Source organism: Amycolatopsis sp. NPDC047767 (assembly GCF_040704195.1).
Taxonomy (GTDB): Bacteria; Actinomycetota; Actinomycetes; order Mycobacteriales; family Pseudonocardiaceae; genus Amycolatopsis.
Genome location: NZ_JBEYSJ010000044.1, coordinates 59,136 through 76,130, shown reverse-complemented (window position 1 = coordinate 76,130; position 16,995 = coordinate 59,136). Strand labels below are relative to the sequence as shown.

Sequence of the window (16,995 nt, the reverse complement as noted above, 5' to 3'; positions counted from 1 at the left end):
CTGCTCGTCGCGGCGCATCGTCTCGCCGTAGATGGCCGCGCACGTCACCAGCGCGTCGAGCCGTTGGCCCGGCCCCGCCGCCTCGGCCATGGCCGAGGCGGCGGCGGTGCGGTCGGTGACGTCGACCACCAGGCCGGCGGCGGAACCGCCGGCCTCGGTGATCTCGGCGACGGTCGCGGCAGGATCGCGGGCGTCGAGCACCGTGACGTGGGCCCCGGCGAGCGCGAGCTCGACCGCGATCCGGCTGCCGATCCCGCGCGCCGCGCCGGTCACGACCGCGCGCGCCCCGGCCAGGGAAGCCGGGCCGCGCGGGTCGAGTACTCCGTGGCTCACGCGGACTTCTGCTCGTGCGCCGCCAGTTCCTCCATCAGCACGGGGACCCCGAGGGTGCAGGTGTGGATCCCGAGCACGCTCGTGAGCTCCAGCACCTCCATGATCTCCTCCTTGGTGGCCCCGTAGCCCAGCGCGTTGCGGATGTGCTGACGCAGCCCGGGCTCGTAGAGGTGCGTGGTGGAGGCGTCGATCGCGGTGTAGATCAGCTCCTTGACCTTCGGCTCCAGCACCCCCTTGCGCCACGGCACGGCCGAGAAGTTCAGGTACGCCTCGAAGAAGTCCGGGTCGAGGCTCAGCAGCCCTTCCCAGAACGTGTTCCAGTACCCGCGCTCGGCGAGGAAGGTCTCCCTGAGCTTGTTCTGCCGGTCGACGTCCGTCCCGTTCTCGGACAACGGTCCTCCCTACTTCGCGGCCAGCTCGGCGCGGCGCTTGGCGGTGGCTTCCAGGTCGATCTTCAGGTTCTCCGGGTCGCCGTGCGGGTCACCGGAGATCACCACGCCGTAGTCGCGGTACGCGCCCTCGATGGTCACGTACTCGTCGCGCACGTCGCGGCACACGCGCTCGGGGTCGCGCTGAAGCGGCGAACCCCAGCCGCCACCGCCGTTGGTGAGGTAGCGGAACACCGCGTTGGGCTTGGTGTGCCACACCGGCGTGCTGGCGAAGTAGAAGTACTCGCCGTTCGGATCCACGGTCTTGGTCTTCGGGTCGAGCATCCCGGCGACCGGCGTGGCACCCGCGTAGACCTCGGGCTCGGTGCCGATGAGGTCCTTGTCCTTGGTGACGTTCTTGTAGTCCGGGTGGAACACCCAGGTCGCGCCGAGCGCGCCGGCCTCACCGCCGTAGACGCCGACCCCGCTCGCGGTCTTGGTGTGCAGCGGGCTCGACCAGTGTTCCGCGTCCGTCAGGTACAGCGTGTCCTTGAGCACGGCCGCGCCACCGCGGTTGTCGCCCGCGCCGCCGCTGTCTGGCGCGTACTCCTTGCGCAGCACCACGGCCGGCAGCTCGGACTCGATGGCTTCCGTGGCCGGGTCCAGGTTGTTGGCCTGGTAGACCACGGAGTAGCTGTCCGCGTCGCCCGCTTCGGTCGCACCCCACGGCCCGTGCTCGCCGCCGCACTGCGCGGTGGTGACCCACGGCGTGCCGTCGGCGAGCACACCGTTGGCGTTGTGGATGTTCAGCGAGCCGTAGTCGCCGCCGACGGCCTTGCGCCCCAGCGCCTTCTCCAGTGCGCGGAACACCGCGAGCAGCACCGGTCCGGTGCTTTCCCAGTACAGGAACACCGCACCGTCGGGCGGGGTGGCGCTGATGAACGTGCCCGCCGGCAGCACGATGTCGATCGGCCGGTACGCGCCCGAGGTGAACGGCGTGGCCGGGTCGATGAGGAACTTCAGCGCGACGCCGACGGCGGTCTTCGTGTCGAGGATGCCGGCGTTGATCGACGTGCGCGCCTGCGGTGAGGTGCCCGAGAAGTCGAGTTCCATCCGGTCGGCGGCCTTGGTGATCTTCAGCCGGATCTTGTACTCGACGCTGTCGTCGACGCCGTCGCAGTCGATGCCTTCCTCGGCCTCGTACACGCCGTCCGGCAGCTCGGCGAGCGCGCTGCTCATGGACTCGGCCGACACGTCGGTGGAGTAGCGGATCGCGCCGAGGTACGCGTCGACGCCGTAGCGCTCCACGCTCTCGTTGATGAGCTTCTCGCCCAGCAGCAGGTTCTGGTAGATCGTCTTGATGTCGGGCAGCAGCAGCGCGCAGTAGCGGGCGTTGTCGAAGATCAGGTTGAACGCCGACTTCACCGGCTTGTCGTTGCGGTACAGCTGCATCGGCGCGATCACGAGGCCGTTCTCGTACACGTTGCGCTTCGTGCCGGAGAAGCCCGCCGGGATCACGCCGCCCATGTCGAGCTGGTGCGCGCGCAGCGTGACGAGCGAAATCAGCTTGCCCTCGTGGAAGACCGGGCGGATGAAGCAGATGTCGTTCACGTGGTTGCCCGCGCGGTACGGGTCGTTGCAGATGATCACGTCACCCGGCTCGAGGTTCTCCGGGCCGTACTCCTCGATGGTGTTGCGCACCGCCTCGGACATGGTGCCGAGGAACATCGCGAGGCTGTTGCTCACCGAGGACATCGGGTAGTTCTGCTCCGGCGGGCCGGAGATCGTCGCCGCGAAGTCGTACCAGTCGCGCAGGATGAGCGAGAACGCGTTGTTGAGCAGGCCGGTGCACATGTGCTGCACGATGTAGCGCATGCGGCTCGACAGGACCGACGCGGTGAAGCGGTCGGAGCCGTACAGCTCGGCGAACTGGGCGTCGTCGAGGTCCTTCAGAGAGGTCATGGTTCACGCCTTCCGGATGCGCAGCTCGCCGTAGGTCCCGACGGTCGCGACCTGACCCGGGACGAGGAACGTGGTGGACAGCGGTTCGCGGACGACCGCGGGGCCGGGGACCTGGTCGCCGACGCGCAGGTCGGCGCGCTGGTACTCACCGGCGTCGAGGACGTCTTCGGTGAGGTAGCGGATCTTCAGCGTGCGCGTGGGCTGCAGGGTCTCGCCCGCGGCGCGCTCCGGGATCTTCGGGTACTCGACCTTGTCGGCCTTCGCGACGGCCTGGACGCGGTAGGTCACGCCCTGCACGGGCAGCGCCTCGAACTTGTTGCCCGAGCGCTCGGCGTAGGCCTCGTGGAAGTTCGCGACCATCGTGGCGACGGCCTCCGCGTCGATCGTGCCGGCGGGCACGCCGATGAACGGCGTCTCCCACGTCTGGCCGGCGAGCCGGCCGTCGAAGCTGCGGACGAACTCGACGTTGTCGCGGTCCTTCTCCTGCAAGCGTTCGCGCAGCCGCTCTTCCATGGAGTGGTAGACCTTGTCGACCTGCTCGGCCGCCTCCGACGTGAGCAGCGTGTACGCACTGCGGCTGTCGGCGTAGACGAGGTCGGAGCTGACGAGGCCCAGTGCGGAGAACAGGCCCGGGTGCGGCGGCACGATGACCTCGGCCGCGTGCACGAGGTCGAGCACTGCCGGCAGCAGCATCGGGCCGGCCGCGCCGTACGCCACGAGGCTGTAGTCGCGCGGGTCGACACCGTGCTGGATGGCGATGTTCACGACGCCCTCGGCGATGTTGTTCACGCCGATGTTGAACGCGTAGCTCACGCGCTGCTCGAACGACAGCTTCGAGTCGAGCGCCTCGAACGCCTGCCGGGACAGGTCCGGGTCGAGCTTCATGCGGCCGCCGGCGAACCCGTCGGGGTCGATGATGCCCATCAGCAGGCAGGTGTCGGTGGTCGTCGGCTGCTGCCCGCCGAGGCCGTAACACGCCGGGCCGGGGTCGGCACCCGCGCTGCCGGGGCCGACCTTCAGCTCACCGGCCGGGTTGATCGTGACGAGGCTGCCGCCGCCGGCACCGATGCTGGAGACCTCGTTGGACAGTGCGTTCACGATCAGGTCGTGTTCGAGTTCGAACGTCGTGTTCACGAACGGCTTGCCGTCGCTGACCATGCTGATGTCGCATGAGGTGCCGCCGACGTCCGCGCACAGCAGGTTCCCGGCGCCGATCAGGCCGCCGAAGTGGGCGCTGGACACGGTTCCCGCCGCGGGACCGGCGAACACGATCCGGAACGGGTGCTCCATCGCGACGTCGGAACGCACGAGCTGCGCGGCGCAGTCGGCGAAGTTGAGGTCGCCGGTGAAGCCGAGGTCGCGCAGGCCGGCGTCGAGGCGCTTGGTGTAGGCGTCGTAGGTCAGGCGCATGAAGACGTCGATGACCGTGGTCGACGCGCGCGCGAACTCCTTGGCGAGCGGGGAGACCTCGCTGGAGATCGACACCGGGATGTCACCGAGCTCCTCGTGCACGAGCTGGCGCAGGCGCTCTTCGTGATGGTTGTTCACGTATGCGTTGATGAGGCAGATCGCCACGCCTTCGACGCCGCACTTGCGCAGCACGGCCAGCTCTTCGCGGGCGTTGTCCTCGTCGAGCTGGATCAGGATGCCGCCGTCGGCGGTGAGCCGCTCGCGGATGCCCCGCCGGAGGTACCGGGGCACGAGCGGCCGGTTCGCGTCGCCGTAGGAGCGGCGCCACGCGGGGTTCGTCAGGCCTTCGACCGGGCGCCAGGTGCGGCCGATGTCGAGGATGTCCCGGTGTCCCAGCGTGGTCAGGAAAGCGATCTTCGGCAGCCGCCGCGTGATGATCGCGTTGAGGCCGTGGGTGCTGGCGTGGTTGAAGACCTCGGACGCGCTCACGCCGACCTCTTCGGCACCGCGCAGCACACCGCGTTCGGTGGTGCGCACGTCCGTGGCGACCTTGACGGTCTTGATCTCGCCATCGGCGATCGCCACCACGTCCGTGAACGTGCCGCCGACGTCTACTCCGATCATGGAACTACCCGCCTTTCGGTGATTCGTGGTCAGTTGACGTCGAGGCCGTCGGAGGTGAGGACGATGGGGCCGAGCAGCGGGCCGGTTTCACGGCTCACCGATTCGAGCGTTTTCTGGTGCTTGACGACGGTGAACCAACCGCCTTCCGAGAGCACCGGGTAGCGGCGGAAGTCCGCTGCGGTGGAACCGGGGAAATCGCGCTCGAGGTTCACGCCGAGCGCCTGCAGATCGGCGTCGGTGACCTCTTCGCGAGTTACCGAAAGTCCTTCGGGGACGGATGATTCGACTGCGTCCATGGGCCATCACTCCGGTGTGTTGTGCCGCTGCCGAGTTTCGTGTACCAATCGGTCTAAGAAACCGTGATGGGAAGCACTGTAGGACCCTGATCGCGGCCTGACAAGCCCGGACCGGGTGAGGTGAGGAGCTTCAGTGATGACGGAACGGCTACACGTCGAAATCACCGGCAGGGTCGCGACGGTCCGCCTGGACCACCCGCCCCTCAACGCCTTCGACACCGGGATGAGCCACGCGCTGGCCGACACCGCGGCGCGCCTGGCGGACTCCGACGAGGTGCACGCGGTGGTGCTCTACGGCGGCGAGAAGGTGTTCGCGGCCGGAGCGGACATCAAGCAGCTGGCGGGGTTCTCGTTCGAAGAGGTGCTCGGCTGGAACCGCGCGCTGCAGAAGGCGTTCACGCGGTTCGCCGAACTCCCGATGCCGGTCGTCGCGGCCGTCAACGGCTACGCACTCGGCGGCGGCATGGAGCTCGCGCTGACGGCCGACTACCGCGTGGCTTCGGAAACCGCGGTGCTCGGCCAGCCCGAGGTGCTGCTCGGCATCATCCCGGGTTCCGGCGGCACGCAACGGCTGGCGCGGCTCATCGGTCCGTCCCGGGCGAAGGAGCTGCTGATGACCGGACGGCGCGTGGCGGCTCCGGAAGCACTCTCCCTCGGGCTCGTGGATCGGATCGCGCCGGATCCGCTCGCCGCGGCTCTGGAGTACGCGCAGGTTCTCGCGGCCGGGCCCCGGTTCGCGATCCAGGCGGTGAAGGAGGCCGTGGACCACGGGCTGGATTCCTCGATCGCCGCGGGCCTGGCCCTGGAACGCTCGCTCATCGCCGGCCTGTTCGCCACGCGCGACCGCGACACCGGCATGGCGTCGTTCCTGCGCGACGGACCGGGCAAGGCCGCGTTCGACCGTGACGCCTAGAGTGGTGTGTCTGCCAGCAGCGGAGGGGAAGCATGCCGAGACCACCGGGACACGGCCCCGGCTACGAGGTCAAGCGCCAGGAGATCATCGACCAGGCCGCCGCGCTGTTCGCCAAACAGGGGTACGCCGCCACCGGCATCGCCGAGATCGGTCAGGTCGCCGGCCTCGCGAAGGGCGCGCTGTACTACTACATCGGGTCCAAGGAGAACCTCCTGGTCGAGATCCAGGACCGCGTGCTGCGCCCGCTGCTCACCGCCGCCCGCCGCATCGCCACCCTCGACGAGGACCCGGTCCTGCGGCTGCGCCTGCTGTCCGAGACGCTGCTCGACATCATCCTCGCGCGCCTCGACCACATCTGGGTGTACGAACACGACTACCGCCACCTGCGCGGCGCCAACCGCGCCCGCCTGCTGCGCCAGCGCCGTGAGTTCGAGCGCATCGTGCTGGACCTGCTGACGGCGGCCATGGACTCCGGCGCGTTCCGGCGGCTGGACCCGCGGCTGGCGATGCTGCAGTTCCTGAACCTGCACAACCACACGTATCAGTGGGCCCGTCCCGACGGTCCGTGGGACGCGGCGTTCCTGTCGCGCGAGTACTGCGCGACGTTGATCTCGGGGTTCTGCAGCCCGGGGTACGACGTGGCGGATCTCGAGCAGCGGGTGGCGGCCTTCCGCGCTCGTGTCCCCGCCTGACCTGCTCGTGTACCGCAGTCAAGCGCGGGCCGGGGTTTCCTCGTCCGGCCCCGCCGTGATCTGCAGGGCCTCGCGGACCTGCTGGCGCAGGCCGAGCAGCAGCACGCCGAGGTAGCGCTGCTTCTTCACCGGCGCCCCGAGATCCCGCAGGCCGAGCGCGTAGTCGTGACTCTGGCGGAACTCGAGGTAGACCTCGTCGGCCGCGACCGCGAGCACCCGGGGTCCGAAGATCATCAGGCTGGACAACACCTCCTGCACCCGGTCGTCGAGGGCGCGCAGCTCGTCGAGGCCGCCGGGCTCGTGGCCGGCCTCGCGCGCCGCGACGGGTTTCTCCAGCGCGCGCTCCCAGTCGCGGAAGGCCGCGAGCACCGCGATGTGCACGTCGAAGCGCTTCTCACGCCAGTGGGCGTCGATGTCGCGCCGGCGTTCCCGCGCCCAGCGCTGGTCCTCCCGCACGGCTTCGCGCGCCCACCGGCGTTCCTCGCGCCAGACGTTGATCAGCTGGCCACTCACCACCCCCAGAATGCCGAGCACCGCGACGACGATCGGGACCCACACCGAGACCTGGCCGGACTCCATGCGGGCAGCGTAGTCACGCGCGGGCGGATTCCCGTACGGCGGCGGCGATCCGTTCCTTCGACGGCAGCCACACCCGTTCCAGCGAAGGCGCATACGGCGCCGGCGTCCCCTGCGCACCCACGCGGATCACCGGCGCGTCGAGCGTCCAGAAGCCCTCGCGGGCGGCCACGGCGGCCAGCTCGGCGCCCACGCCGAAGTCGCCCACCGCCTGGTGCGCCACGACCAGCCGGCCGGTCTTGGCCAGCGACTGCAGGACCGTCGCGGTGTCCAGCGGCGCGATGGTCCGCAGGTCGATCACCTCGACGCTGATGCCCTCGGCTGCCAGCTCCTCGGCGACGTCGACGCAGTCGTGCACCAGCTTCGAGTACGACACCAGCGTCACGTCCGTGCCCGGCCGGCGGATGGCGGCGCGGCCCAGCGGCACCAGGTGCGTGGGCGGCGGCTGCGGCCCCTTGCGCCCGTACATCAGGCGGTTTTCCACGAACACCACCGGATTCGGATCGCGAATGGCGGCCCGCAGGAGGCCGTAGGTGTCGGCGGGCGTCGACGGCATCACCACGGTCAGGCCGGGAATGTGGGCGAGCAGCGCTTCGAGGCTCTGCGAGTGCTGGCTCCCCGAAGACTTCCCCGCGCCGAACTGCGTGCGCACGACCATGGGCAGGCTGACGGCGCCGCCGGTCATGAAGCGGAGCTTCGCGGCCTGGTTCATGAGCTGGTCGAGGCACACGCCGACGAAGTCGAAGTACATCAGCTCCACCACGGGCCGCAGCCCGGCCATCGCGGCGCCCACGCCGGCGCCGATGATCGCGCTTTCCGAGATCGGGGTGTCGCGCACGCGGCCGGGGTACTTGTCGGCGAGTCCCCTGGTCAGGCCGAAGACGTTGCCGCCGGCGCCGACGTCGATGCCGGCCAGGAACACGGATTCGTCGTGCGCCAGCTCGTACTCCAGCGCGCCGCGGATCGCGTCTATGGTCCGGAAGATCTCACCCGTCGCCTCGGCCGGCTCGGGCACGGGCTCACGCGGCACGCCGACGAAGTGGTGCAGCGTGTCCGGCGACGGCTCGTCTGCGGCACGCGCGGCCTCGACCGCCGCCTCGATCCGGGCGTCCACCTCGGAATCGATCGGGGCGACGTCCGTGCCCAGCTCGCGCAGCCGCGCCGCCAGCCGCACCAGCGGGTCGCGTTCCTTCCACTCCGCCAGCTCCTCCGGCTCCCGGTACTTCTCCGGGTCGCCTTCGTAGTGGCCGTGCCAGCGGTACGTGTCGGCCTCGACCAGCACGGGCCCGCCGCCCGCGCGCAGCTCGCGCACCAAGCCGTCGACGAGCGACGCGACGGCGGCGACGTCGTTGCCGTCCACGTGGTGGTAGTCCATCGCATACCCCGGCGCGCGGTCGGCGAGCGACGCGCGCGTCTGCGTCGCGATCGGCGAGAACTCGGCGTACTTGTTGTTCTCGCAGAAGAAGATGACCGGAAGCCGCCACACCGAGGCGAGGTTCGCCGCTTCGTGGAACATGCCCTGGGCCACGGCGCCGTCGCCGAAGAACGCCAGCACCACACCGCCTTCAGCCCGCAATTGGGCCGCGGTGCCCGCGCCGACAGCGATCGGCAGTCCCGCCGCGACGATCCCGTTGGCCCCGAAGATCCCCTTGCGCGGATCCGCGATGTGCATCGACCCGCCGCGACCCCGGCACGTGCCGGTCTCCTTGCCCATCAGCTCCGCGAACATGCCCTCGACGTCGAGTCCTTTCGCGATGCAGTGGCCGTGCCCGCGATGGGTGGACGTGATCACGTCGCGGTCGTCCAGCGGCCGGCACGCGCCGACCGCCGAGGCTTCCTGCCCGATGGACAGGTGCAGGAAGCCGGGGATCTCGTTGTTCCGGTACAGCCTCGACGCGCGGTCCTCGAACTGCCGGATCAGCCGCATCCGCCGGTACATCTCGGCCAATGCGCTCGGGTCGCCGTCGAATGCCGTTGCCAGGTCGCTCACCCGGGTGGAAGTCATCACGCTCCTGCCCTTGCCGTTCACCGGTTTTCGCCCCGGCCCTTGACATCGCGCCGGGAACCACGATTCTTGTACCGACTGTTCGAAAAAACAACTCCAGTTCGGAGGTGGTCGCGTGCACGCGCTGCGCTGGCACGCCAAGGGCGAGCTGCGCCTCGACGACGTGCCGGAACCGACGGCGCCGGCGCCGGGTCAAGCGGTGATCGCCGTGTCGTACTGCGGGATCTGCGGCACCGACCTGCACGAGTTCGCGCACGGCCCCAACCTCATCCGCACCGGGCCGCACCCGTTGACCGGCCTCGAACCGCCGTTCACCCTCGGCCACGAGATGAGCGGCACGGTCGTGGCGCTCGGCTCGGCCGTGCCCGGGGTGACGGTCGGCACGCGCGTGGCCGTCGACCCGTGCCTGCGCTGCGGCGTGTGCCGCTGGTGCACCCACGGCGAATACCACATCTGCGCCAAGGGCGGCTCGATCGGCCTCGCCGCCGACGGCGGGTTCGCGTCGAAGGTCACCGTGCCCGTCGAGGGCCTCGTGCCGATCCCCGACGGCGTCTCCGACGAGCTGGCGGCCCTGGCCGAGCCGCTCGCCGTGGGCCTGCACGCCGTCCGGCGCGCGAACGTCCAACCGGGTGACAACGTCCTCCTGCTCGGTGCCGGTCCGATCGGGATCGCCGCGCTGCTGGCCGCGAAGCTCGCCGGCGCGGCGGGCCTCTACGTGAGCGAGCCCGTGCCCGACCGCGCGCGCAAGGCCGCCGAGATCGGCGCGACCGAGGTGTACGACCCGGCGAAGACCGATGTGCGACGCGAAGTCTTCCTGCGCACCGGCCGCGTCGGGCCCGACGTGGTGGTGGAGGCGACCGGCCGTCCGGAGCTCGTGGAGCTGGCCGTGAGCACCGTGCGCCGGGGCGGGCGCGCGGTGCTGTGCGGGATCAGCGGCGCCAGCGCGGCGCTGCCGATCACGCAGATCGTCCCGTTCGAGCGCACGGTGCTGGGCTCGCTGGGCTACAACTTCGACATCCCGCGCGTGCTCGACCTCATGGCCACGGGCCGGCTCGACGCCACGCCGATGCTCACCGGGGTGCGGCCGCTCTCGGCCGGGCGCGACGCGTTCGCCGAGCTCGAAGCCGACCGCGGCAGCCACCTCAAGATCCTGCTGAAGCCCGAGGAGCACTGATGGACTTCGACCTGCCCGAGGAAACTGTCGCGCTGAAGCAGCTCTGCCGGGACTTCGCCGCGAAGGAGATCGCGCCCCACGCCGCCGATTGGTCCGAGCGCAGCCACTTCCCCACGGAGGTGTTCCACGACCTGGGCAAGCTCGGGCTCATGGGCATGCTCGTGGACGAGAAGTACGGCGGCGCCAACGCCGGCTTCGTGTCCTATGTGGCCGCGATGGAGGAGCTGGGCGCGGCCGACCAGTCGATCGCGTCGGCGTGGAACGCACATTCGACGATCGCCAGCCTGCCGCTCGCCACGTTCGGCACCCACGAACAGAAGGAACGCTGGCTGCGGCCCCTCGCCTCGGGCGAAGCGATCGGCGCCTTCGGCCTCACCGAACCCACGGCGGGCTCGGACGCGGCCGGCATCCGCACCCGCGCCCGGCGCGCCGACGGCGGCTGGTTGCTCGACGGCACGAAGATGTTCATCAGCAACGCCGGCACCGAGATGAGCCTCGGCGTCACCGTGCTGGCCCTGACCGGCGAGAACGACGGCGGCGCGAAACGCTACGGCACCTTCTTCGTTCCCGAAGGCACCCCTGGCTACACCAAGGGCCAGCCGCTGAAGAAGCTCGGCTGGCACGCGCTCGACACGCGCGAGCTGGTGTTCTCCGGCTGCTGGGTGCCCGACGACCACCTGATCGGCGAGGAGGGCAACGGCCTGCGCCAGTTCCTCGAAGTCCTCGACGGCGGGCGCATCAGCGTGGCCGCGCTGTCGTTGTCGCTGGCGCAGAAGGCCCTCGACCTCGCGGTGCGCCACGCCGGCGAACGCGAGCAGTTCGGCCAGCCGCTCACCCGGTTCCAGGCCGTGGGGCACAAGCTCGCGGACATGGCCACGGAGATCGCGGCGGCGCGCTGGCTCGTGTACAACGCGGCGTGGCTCGGCGACCAGGGCCGCCCGTTCAGCACCGCGGCGGCGATGGCGAAGCTGTACGCGTCGGAGGTCGCGAACCGCGCGGCCAGCCAGAGCGTGCAGATCCACGGCGGCTACGGCTTCATCCGCGAGTCCACCATCTCACGGTTCTACGCCGACGCGAAGATCCTCGAAATCGGCGAGGGCACGAGCGAGGTGCAGCGCAACGTCATCGCCCGGGCTCTGGCGCGCGGCACCGCTTGACCTGCAGCTCGATGCCGTCGAGCAGCCGGTCGAGGCCGAACTCCCAGGCCTCGGCCGCCTGCTCGCCCGCGCCCTGGTCGAAGCCGCCACCGAGCCACGCGCGGTTCATCGCCGGGTGCGCGGTGAGGTCGAAGTACTTGCCCCAGAAGGAAGATCGCTGGTCCCACCACGCGTCGTTCGACTGGCCGGTGCTGCGTTCGAGGTGGATGCTCTCGGCCTCGAGCGCCGCGTTGGCGTCCACGTAGGCCGTGATGCTGTTGGCGGCGGCCACGGTTTCGCGCGGCGCGAGTCCCAGACCGTCCACGGTGGACAGCACGTACTCCTGGCCGGCGAGCTGGCCCGGGCCGAGCGCCGGGCGTACGCGCGACATCTCGCGAAGCCACGGGTGGCGGCGGTGGGCTTCGCGCGTGCGCTCGGAGTAGAGCCGGATCTGCGCGCGCCAGTCACCCGTCCGGGGCTGGCCGGGGCCGGGCAGGCCGCGCTCGACGAGCACGTCGTCCACCATCAGGTCGACGAGCTCGGTCTTGCCGGGCACGTAGGTGTAGAGCGTCATGGTCCCGGCGCCGAGCTCCTTGGCGACGCGGTGCATCGACGTGGCCACGAGCCCGTCGGCGTCGGCGACCGTGATGGCCGCGGCCACGATCTGCCCGACGGTGAGCGTCGGCCGGCGCCCGCGCGCGGGTTCGGCGGCGGGCGTGGACCGTTCGCGCCACAGCAACGCCAGCGTCCGGTCGATCTGCTCAGCCTCCGCGGCGCGGTTGTCGCTGTTCTGCTCGACGGTCATCGTCGCAGCCCCCTCCCCTGCCCCGGCGCTGATCGGTTGCCGGGGATCCTACCTGCCGGTTCGGGACCTTCGACCCATCCGCGACGCTCCGGGCCCGGCTACGCTGGGTGGGGATCGGAGGTGTTCGAGTGACCGAGCGCAAACCCCCCGGCGTGTCCTTCGGATCTTGGGTCGACCGCCTGATCTCCGCCGCCCAGTCGCGCGGCGAGTTCGACGACCTGCCCGGCGCCGGCAAGCCCTTGCCGCCCCCGACGGGCCGCGACGCCGCCACGGACTGGGCCCTGCGCCGCGCCCGCGAAGGCGACCTGGACCCGGGCTCGTTCCTGCCGCCGTCACTCGCGATCCCGCGCGAGATCCAGGACCTGCCGGCGAAACTGGCGAAGGTGCGCACCGAGAAGCGCGTGCGCGAGATCGTGGAAGACCTCAACGACCGCATCCGGGAAACCCACCGCCGGCCGCAGGAAGGCCCGCCGCTGCGCGCGATGCCGCTGGACGTCGACGAGATCGTGGAGAGCTGGCGCGTCACCCGGTGAACGCCGAGAGCGGCGCCAGCGGCAGCGTGATCGAAGACGCGGGCGTCTTCACCTGGTAGATGCCGCCGAGCAGGCGGGGCAGCTGGGTGAGCGTCGGCGTGAGGTGCGGGGTGTCGGCCGTCGTCAGCACCACGCGGATCCGGTGTCCGGCCGCGAGCTGCGCGAACGTGGGGAACACCTCGACGTCGTAACGCGTGATTTCGTTGGGTACCACCCATTTCTCCGACTGTCGGGTGTAGGGGTGGTAGGGCATCAGGAGTTTTCCGTCGGAGCTGTACCAGCTGCGGGCCGAGTCGGTCTCCCGCTGCGAACCGATCAGCGCGCCTTCGGTGAGCGGCTTGGACGAACCGTCCGGGCCGACGTCGGTCACGGTCACCACCCACGTCGTGTCGAGCGTGTTGGCCTGCGCGGAGATCGATGCGGTGATCGGCCCGGCGAGCACGCTCGGCTGTGTCAGCGGCGCGGACGTGTAGACGAGCGAGCCGGGGCCGTGTTCGCGGTCGAGGTTCGTGGTGTCGCACGCGGGGTTGGGCAGGAATCCGCCCAGCCACTGGGCGGTGGAGCGCGTGCAGGTGCTCGACGTCGGCGTCCAGGTGATCCAGTCCGTGCCGCTGCCCGAGCCCGGGCTGGTCGTCAGCGTGCCGTCGTTGGCCGAGCGCGGTGCGGTGCCGGTGCGTCCGCCACCGAGGTAGTAGGTGGTGGCTTGGGCGCCGGTGAAGGGGTACGTCGTGGTGTCCACCCAGGTGTCGGTGCCGAACACGTTGGCGTGCAAGGGTTTCGTGGTGTCGGTGATCCCGGTGTCGACACCCTTGAGCCAGTGGTCGTACCAGGCCAGCTCGATCGGGTGCAGGTCGATGTCGCCGGTCGGGTCGTGGTACCAGGGGCCCATCAAAAGCTGGTAGCGGCTGGTCGCCGTCTGCCCGGCGGCCATCGGCGCGGTCACGGGCCGGCCGGCCCACGCGTTCTGCAGCGCCGCGTAGTTCATGAGGGCGCCGCGCTGGAAGAGGTCGTTCCAGCCGCCGACGAGGTACGCGGGGATGCCGTTCGCCACGACGTCGCCCAGCACGTTGGCGGGGTTGCGCGACTGCCAGTAGTCCTCGTCGAAGGCCTGCTCGCCGCCGGTGAACTCGCCCGTGAGCAGGGGCAACGTGCCCGCGCCGAGCCCGCCGAGGTGTTGCAGCTCGGTGGTCAGCGCCGCCAGCAGCGCGGCGGGTGAGCCGCTGTTCAGCGCGTCGAGCACGGGCTGGGTGACCGTGCGCAGCCCGGTGAGCAGCTCCCACAGCGGCATGAACTCGGCGTTGGGCAGCCCGCCCATCGCGGCGAGGTCGCGGTAGAGGTCGTTGCCCGCGACGACGGGGAAGATCGCCTTCAGCGGGGAGTTCGGGCCGACGGCGGCCGCGGTGGTCAGCTGGTTGATGCCGACGTAGGAGCCACCGTTGAGGCCGACGTTCCCGTCGCTGCCGGGCAGCGCCGCCGCCCACCGGACCAGGGCGGCGCCGTCCTGTCGTTCGATCGGCGCGAACGGCACCCACTGCCCGCCCGAGCCGCCGGTGCCGCGGACGTCGGTGATCACCGCGACGTAGCCGCGCTGGACGAAGTAGGAGAGGTCTTCGTGCAGGTCGGCGCGGCCGTACGGCGTCTGGGCAAGCAGCACGGGATAGGTGCCGGGCGCGTCGGGCCGCAGAACGTCGGCCTTGATCACGGTGCCGTCGGCCATCGTGACGGGCACGTCGTTCGTCTCGGTCACGGCGTACTGGGCCGGGCCTGGGGACCAGGCGGCCGCCTGTGCCGGGGAGACGAGCTGGGTCAGGAAGAGGACGAGCAGGCCGAAGAACGCCGTCGAACGCCGCATGCGCCTCAGTCAACGCCGGGGCTCCCGGCCGGGGCACCGCCGCCGGGGTGAGCCGCCGTCGACCGATCGTGGGCGGCAGTTTTCCCGCCAGGACAACGGATTCGATGTCTTTCGCGACACCGGAACTCCTCGGCGGTCGCCCGGCACCGGTCGAGGCAACGCCTGTCGGCTGCAAACTGTTGACAGCAGACAGGGAGCTACCTATCGTTCTCGCATCCGAGTCCCCCCGGTTCTGCCTGGAAGGCGGAAATCATGAAAAACCGCACGTCAGCGGTCGGTGACACCGTCACCGCCGGCCCGGCGGGCGTCGACCGCCGGGTCGTGGCCGCCGGTCTGGTCGGCTCGATCGTCGAGTACTTCGACTTCGGCATCTACGGCTATCTCGCGACCGTGCTCGCCGTCGTCTTCTTCGCCTCCGGTGTCGACCCCACCGCGTCCCTGCTGGCCACGCTGGCCACCTTCGCCGCCGCATTCGCGCTGCGTCCGCTGGGCGGCCTGATCTTCGGTCACCTCGGCGACCGGCTGGGCCGCAAGCGCATGCTGGCCACCACGGTGCTCGCCATGTGCGCCGCGACGTTCGCCGTCGGCGTGCTCCCCACGTACGCGGCGATCGGCAGCGCGGCCGCGTTCCTGCTGGTCACGGCCCGGTGCGTGCAGGGTGTCGCGGCCGGCGGCGAGGTCGGTGGTGCCGCGTCGTACGTCGCCGAATACGCCCCGGCGCACCGCCGCGGCTTCCTCTGCTCCACCGTCCAGTTCGGCGCGCTCGGTGGGGCGCTGCTCGCGTCGGCCGTGGTCACGACGCTGACGACCGTGCTCACCAAGCAGCAGATGACCGACTGGGGCTGGCGCCTGCCGTTCCTGCTCAGCCTGCCGCTGGGCGCCGTCGGCGTGTGGATCCGGCTCAAGCTCGAAGACTCGAAGCAGTTCCACAACCTGGCCGCCCAGGGCGAGGTCGCGAAGGCGCCGGTGCGGGAGCTGTTCACGTCGCACCGCGGGGCGCTGGTGCGCACGCTCGGCCTGTCGATCCTGCTGTTCGCGCTGTACTACGTGGTCTACGTGTACGCGTCGATCCACCTGCAGCGCGTGGGCGGGTTCAGCCCGAAGCAGGCGTTCTGGTCGACCACGGTCACGCTGATCGTCTCGTGCGCGGCCATGCCGTTCTTCGGCGCGCTGTCCGACCGCGTCGGGCGCCGGCCGGTGTTCCTCGGCGCCACGATCGCGACGCTGATCCTCACCGTGCCGGTGTTCATGGTGATGAACGCAGGTCACTACGTGCCGGCACTGCTCGCCCAGATCGTGCTGGGGCTGCCCGAATCCGCGCTGATGGCGGTGGCGTTCTCGACGTTCGCGGAGCTGTTCACCACCCGCGTGCGCTACAGCGGCATCGCGCTCGGGTTCAACCTGGCCAGCACGGCCGTGGGCGGCACCGCGCCCTACATCTGCACCTGGCTGATCGCCCGCACGGGCAGCAGCCTGGCTCCGGCCGGTTTCCTGCTCGTGACAGCGTTGATCACACTTGCGGCAGCGGTGCGGATGAAGGAAACCCGCGGCACCGCGCTGCGCGACAGCTGAACCACGACAACCGAAGAAGGCAGGACATGGCGACACCGCCCCCACTGGAACGACGCACCGACACCTACGCCGGCCGCAGCCTCGACGTGCTGCGCGGCATGGTGCGCGACGGGCAGCTGCAGCCCGGGCAGCGGCTCAACGAGGTCGAGCTCGCCCGCGCGCTCGGCATCAGCCGGGGCCCGCTACGCGAGGCGATCCAGCGGCTGGCCAGTGAGGGCCTGCTCAACGTCGTCCCCCACCGCGGTGCGTACGTGCGCACGTTCGACGCCGACGAGCTTCGTGACCTCTACGAGCTGCGCACCGCGCTGGAGACCCACGCCGTGCGGCTCGCGGCCCGGCGCGCGGACAACGAGGACCTGCGGGACCTCGACGACCTGCTGCGGGCCACCGAGGAGGTCCTGGAGTCCGATGTGGACACCGCGTACCCGGGCGAGCTCGACTTCCACCACCGCGTGGTCGCGCTGTCGGGCAACCAGTCCATCCTGCGGGCCTTCGGCGACGCCAACAACCAGATCCAGCTGGCCCGGTCCCGATCCGGGCGCCAGCCGCGCCGGGCCCGCGACGCGTTCAAGGAGCACCGCGAGGTCCTGCGCGCCCTGGCCGCGGGCGACGCCGACGTGGCCGCGCGGCTGATGGACGAGCACCTGCAGCACTCGCTCGAAAACGCCCTGTCCCTGTTCGAGAACACCGTGCCCAACAGCCCGAAGGGGCTCGCGGGACGGCTGGAAGACGAGGAGTTGTAAG

16 protein-coding genes are annotated in these 16,995 nt (G+C 70.5%); 7 read left to right on the top strand and 9 right to left on the bottom strand.

The genetic code is table 11. The features are described 5' to 3' along the window. From AB0878_RS44090 to AB0878_RS44070, 5 genes are all read right to left on the bottom strand, one after another. The coding region (locus AB0878_RS44090; protein WP_366588304.1) for an SDR family NAD(P)-dependent oxidoreductase at positions 1-333 on the bottom strand (333 nt) is incomplete at its 3' end. After that, on the bottom strand, positions 330-725 hold the full coding sequence (locus AB0878_RS44085) for a carboxymuconolactone decarboxylase family protein (RefSeq protein WP_220243675.1): 396 nt from the start codon (positions 723-725) through the stop codon (positions 330-332). The genes AB0878_RS44090 and AB0878_RS44085, both read right to left, overlap by 4 nt. 9 nt (positions 726-734) lie before the next feature. Next, positions 735-2,663, bottom strand: coding sequence for a hydantoinase B/oxoprolinase family protein (locus AB0878_RS44080; protein ID WP_366588301.1), 1,929 nt, complete (start codon positions 2,661-2,663; stop codon positions 735-737). Positions 2,664-2,666: 3 nt separating this feature from the next. Beyond that, positions 2,667-4,697 (bottom strand): hydantoinase/oxoprolinase family protein, encoded by a 2,031-nt coding sequence (locus AB0878_RS44075; protein ID WP_366588299.1) that lies wholly within the window; start codon positions 4,695-4,697, stop codon positions 2,667-2,669. A gap of 29 nt (positions 4,698-4,726) precedes the next feature. Then, positions 4,727-4,993 carry a hypothetical protein gene (locus AB0878_RS44070; RefSeq protein WP_366588297.1) on the bottom strand — a complete coding sequence of 89 codons (267 nt, stop codon included), beginning with the start codon at positions 4,991-4,993 and terminating at the stop codon, positions 4,727-4,729. 136 nt (positions 4,994-5,129) lie between these two features. On the opposite strand from AB0878_RS44070, the gene AB0878_RS44065 reads away from it, so the two are divergent. Beyond that, positions 5,130-5,906: an enoyl-CoA hydratase/isomerase family protein gene (locus tag AB0878_RS44065; RefSeq protein WP_366588295.1), complete on the top strand. Its 777-nt coding sequence runs from the start codon at positions 5,130-5,132 to the stop codon at positions 5,904-5,906. A gap of 32 nt (positions 5,907-5,938) precedes the next feature. Beyond that, positions 5,939-6,598, top strand: coding sequence for a TetR/AcrR family transcriptional regulator (locus AB0878_RS44060; RefSeq protein ID WP_366588293.1), 660 nt, complete (start codon positions 5,939-5,941; stop codon positions 6,596-6,598). Positions 6,599-6,616: 18 nt separating this feature from the next. Here AB0878_RS44060 and AB0878_RS44055 read toward each other — a convergent pair whose 3' ends face one another. Continuing rightward, positions 6,617-7,177, bottom strand: coding sequence for a hypothetical protein (locus AB0878_RS44055; RefSeq protein WP_366588291.1), 561 nt, complete (start codon positions 7,175-7,177; stop codon positions 6,617-6,619). Between the two features lie 13 nt (positions 7,178-7,190). Next, on the bottom strand, positions 7,191-9,179 hold the full coding sequence (locus tag AB0878_RS44050; RefSeq protein ID WP_366588288.1) for a dehydrogenase E1 component subunit alpha/beta: 1,989 nt from the start codon (positions 9,177-9,179) through the stop codon (positions 7,191-7,193). A gap of 115 nt (positions 9,180-9,294) precedes the next feature. Between AB0878_RS44050 and AB0878_RS44045 the strand changes: the two genes are divergently transcribed. Then, positions 9,295-10,353 carry an alcohol dehydrogenase catalytic domain-containing protein gene (locus tag AB0878_RS44045; RefSeq protein ID WP_366588284.1) on the top strand — a complete coding sequence of 353 codons (1,059 nt, stop codon included), beginning with the start codon at positions 9,295-9,297 and terminating at the stop codon, positions 10,351-10,353. Then, complete coding sequence (locus AB0878_RS44040) at positions 10,353-11,510, top strand: acyl-CoA dehydrogenase family protein (RefSeq protein ID WP_366588281.1); 1,158 nt, start codon at positions 10,353-10,355, stop codon at positions 11,508-11,510. Before AB0878_RS44045 ends, AB0878_RS44040 begins: the two co-directional genes overlap by 1 nt. Here AB0878_RS44040 and AB0878_RS44035 read toward each other — a convergent pair. Further along, entirely contained in the window at positions 11,476-12,294 is an 819-nt protein-coding gene (locus tag AB0878_RS44035; protein WP_366588279.1) for a TetR/AcrR family transcriptional regulator, read from the bottom strand. The genes AB0878_RS44040 and AB0878_RS44035 overlap by 35 nt on opposite strands. Positions 12,295-12,422: 128 nt before the next feature. On the opposite strand from AB0878_RS44035, the gene AB0878_RS44030 reads away from it, so the two are divergent. Next, positions 12,423-12,827 (top strand): DUF1992 domain-containing protein, encoded by a 405-nt coding sequence (locus tag AB0878_RS44030; RefSeq protein WP_366588277.1) that lies wholly within the window; start codon positions 12,423-12,425, stop codon positions 12,825-12,827. On the opposite strand, the gene AB0878_RS44025 is transcribed toward AB0878_RS44030, so the two are convergent. Beyond that, complete coding sequence (locus AB0878_RS44025; protein ID WP_366588275.1) at positions 12,817-14,679, bottom strand: CocE/NonD family hydrolase; 1,863 nt, start codon at positions 14,677-14,679, stop codon at positions 12,817-12,819. The two genes, AB0878_RS44030 and AB0878_RS44025, sit on opposite strands and share 11 nt — an antisense overlap. A gap of 252 nt (positions 14,680-14,931) precedes the next feature. Here AB0878_RS44025 and AB0878_RS44020 point away from each other — a divergent pair, with 252 nt between their 5' ends. Together AB0878_RS44020 and AB0878_RS44015 are read left to right on the top strand one after the other, a co-directional pair. Beyond that, the gene (locus AB0878_RS44020; RefSeq protein WP_366588272.1) at positions 14,932-16,251 is read left to right on the top strand and encodes an MFS transporter; all 1,320 of its coding nucleotides are present in this window, start codon (positions 14,932-14,934) and stop codon (positions 16,249-16,251) included. 26 nt (positions 16,252-16,277) lie between these two features. Continuing rightward, positions 16,278-16,994, top strand: coding sequence for a GntR family transcriptional regulator (locus AB0878_RS44015; RefSeq protein ID WP_366588270.1), 717 nt, complete (start codon positions 16,278-16,280; stop codon positions 16,992-16,994). Position 16,995 lies beyond the last annotated feature (1 nt).

Bases quoted from the DNA above. Each gene is read 5' to 3' on its own strand.
- AB0878_RS44080 (WP_366588301.1), bottom strand. From the start codon at position 2,663: ATGACCTCTCTGAAGGACCTCGACGACGCCCAGTTCGCCGAGCTGTAC.
- AB0878_RS44075 (WP_366588299.1), bottom strand. From the start codon at position 4,697: ATGATCGGAGTAGACGTCGGCGGCACGTTCACGGACGTGGTGGCGATC.
- AB0878_RS44070 (WP_366588297.1), bottom strand. From the start codon at position 4,993: ATGGACGCAGTCGAATCATCCGTCCCCGAAGGACTTTCGGTAACTCGC.
- AB0878_RS44065 (WP_366588295.1), top strand. From the start codon at position 5,130: ATGACGGAACGGCTACACGTCGAAATCACCGGCAGGGTCGCGACGGTC.
- AB0878_RS44060 (WP_366588293.1), top strand. From the start codon at position 5,939: ATGCCGAGACCACCGGGACACGGCCCCGGCTACGAGGTCAAGCGCCAG.
- AB0878_RS44055 (WP_366588291.1), bottom strand. From the start codon at position 7,177: ATGGAGTCCGGCCAGGTCTCGGTGTGGGTCCCGATCGTCGTCGCGGTG.
- AB0878_RS44050 (WP_366588288.1), bottom strand. From the start codon at position 9,179: ATGACTTCCACCCGGGTGAGCGACCTGGCAACGGCATTCGACGGCGAC.
- AB0878_RS44040 (WP_366588281.1), top strand. From the start codon at position 10,353: ATGGACTTCGACCTGCCCGAGGAAACTGTCGCGCTGAAGCAGCTCTGC.
- AB0878_RS44035 (WP_366588279.1), bottom strand. From the start codon at position 12,294: ATGACCGTCGAGCAGAACAGCGACAACCGCGCCGCGGAGGCTGAGCAG.
- AB0878_RS44025 (WP_366588275.1), bottom strand. From the start codon at position 14,679: ATGCGGCGTTCGACGGCGTTCTTCGGCCTGCTCGTCCTCTTCCTGACC.
- AB0878_RS44020 (WP_366588272.1), top strand. From the start codon at position 14,932: ATGAAAAACCGCACGTCAGCGGTCGGTGACACCGTCACCGCCGGCCCG.
- AB0878_RS44015 (WP_366588270.1), top strand. From the start codon at position 16,278: ATGGCGACACCGCCCCCACTGGAACGACGCACCGACACCTACGCCGGC.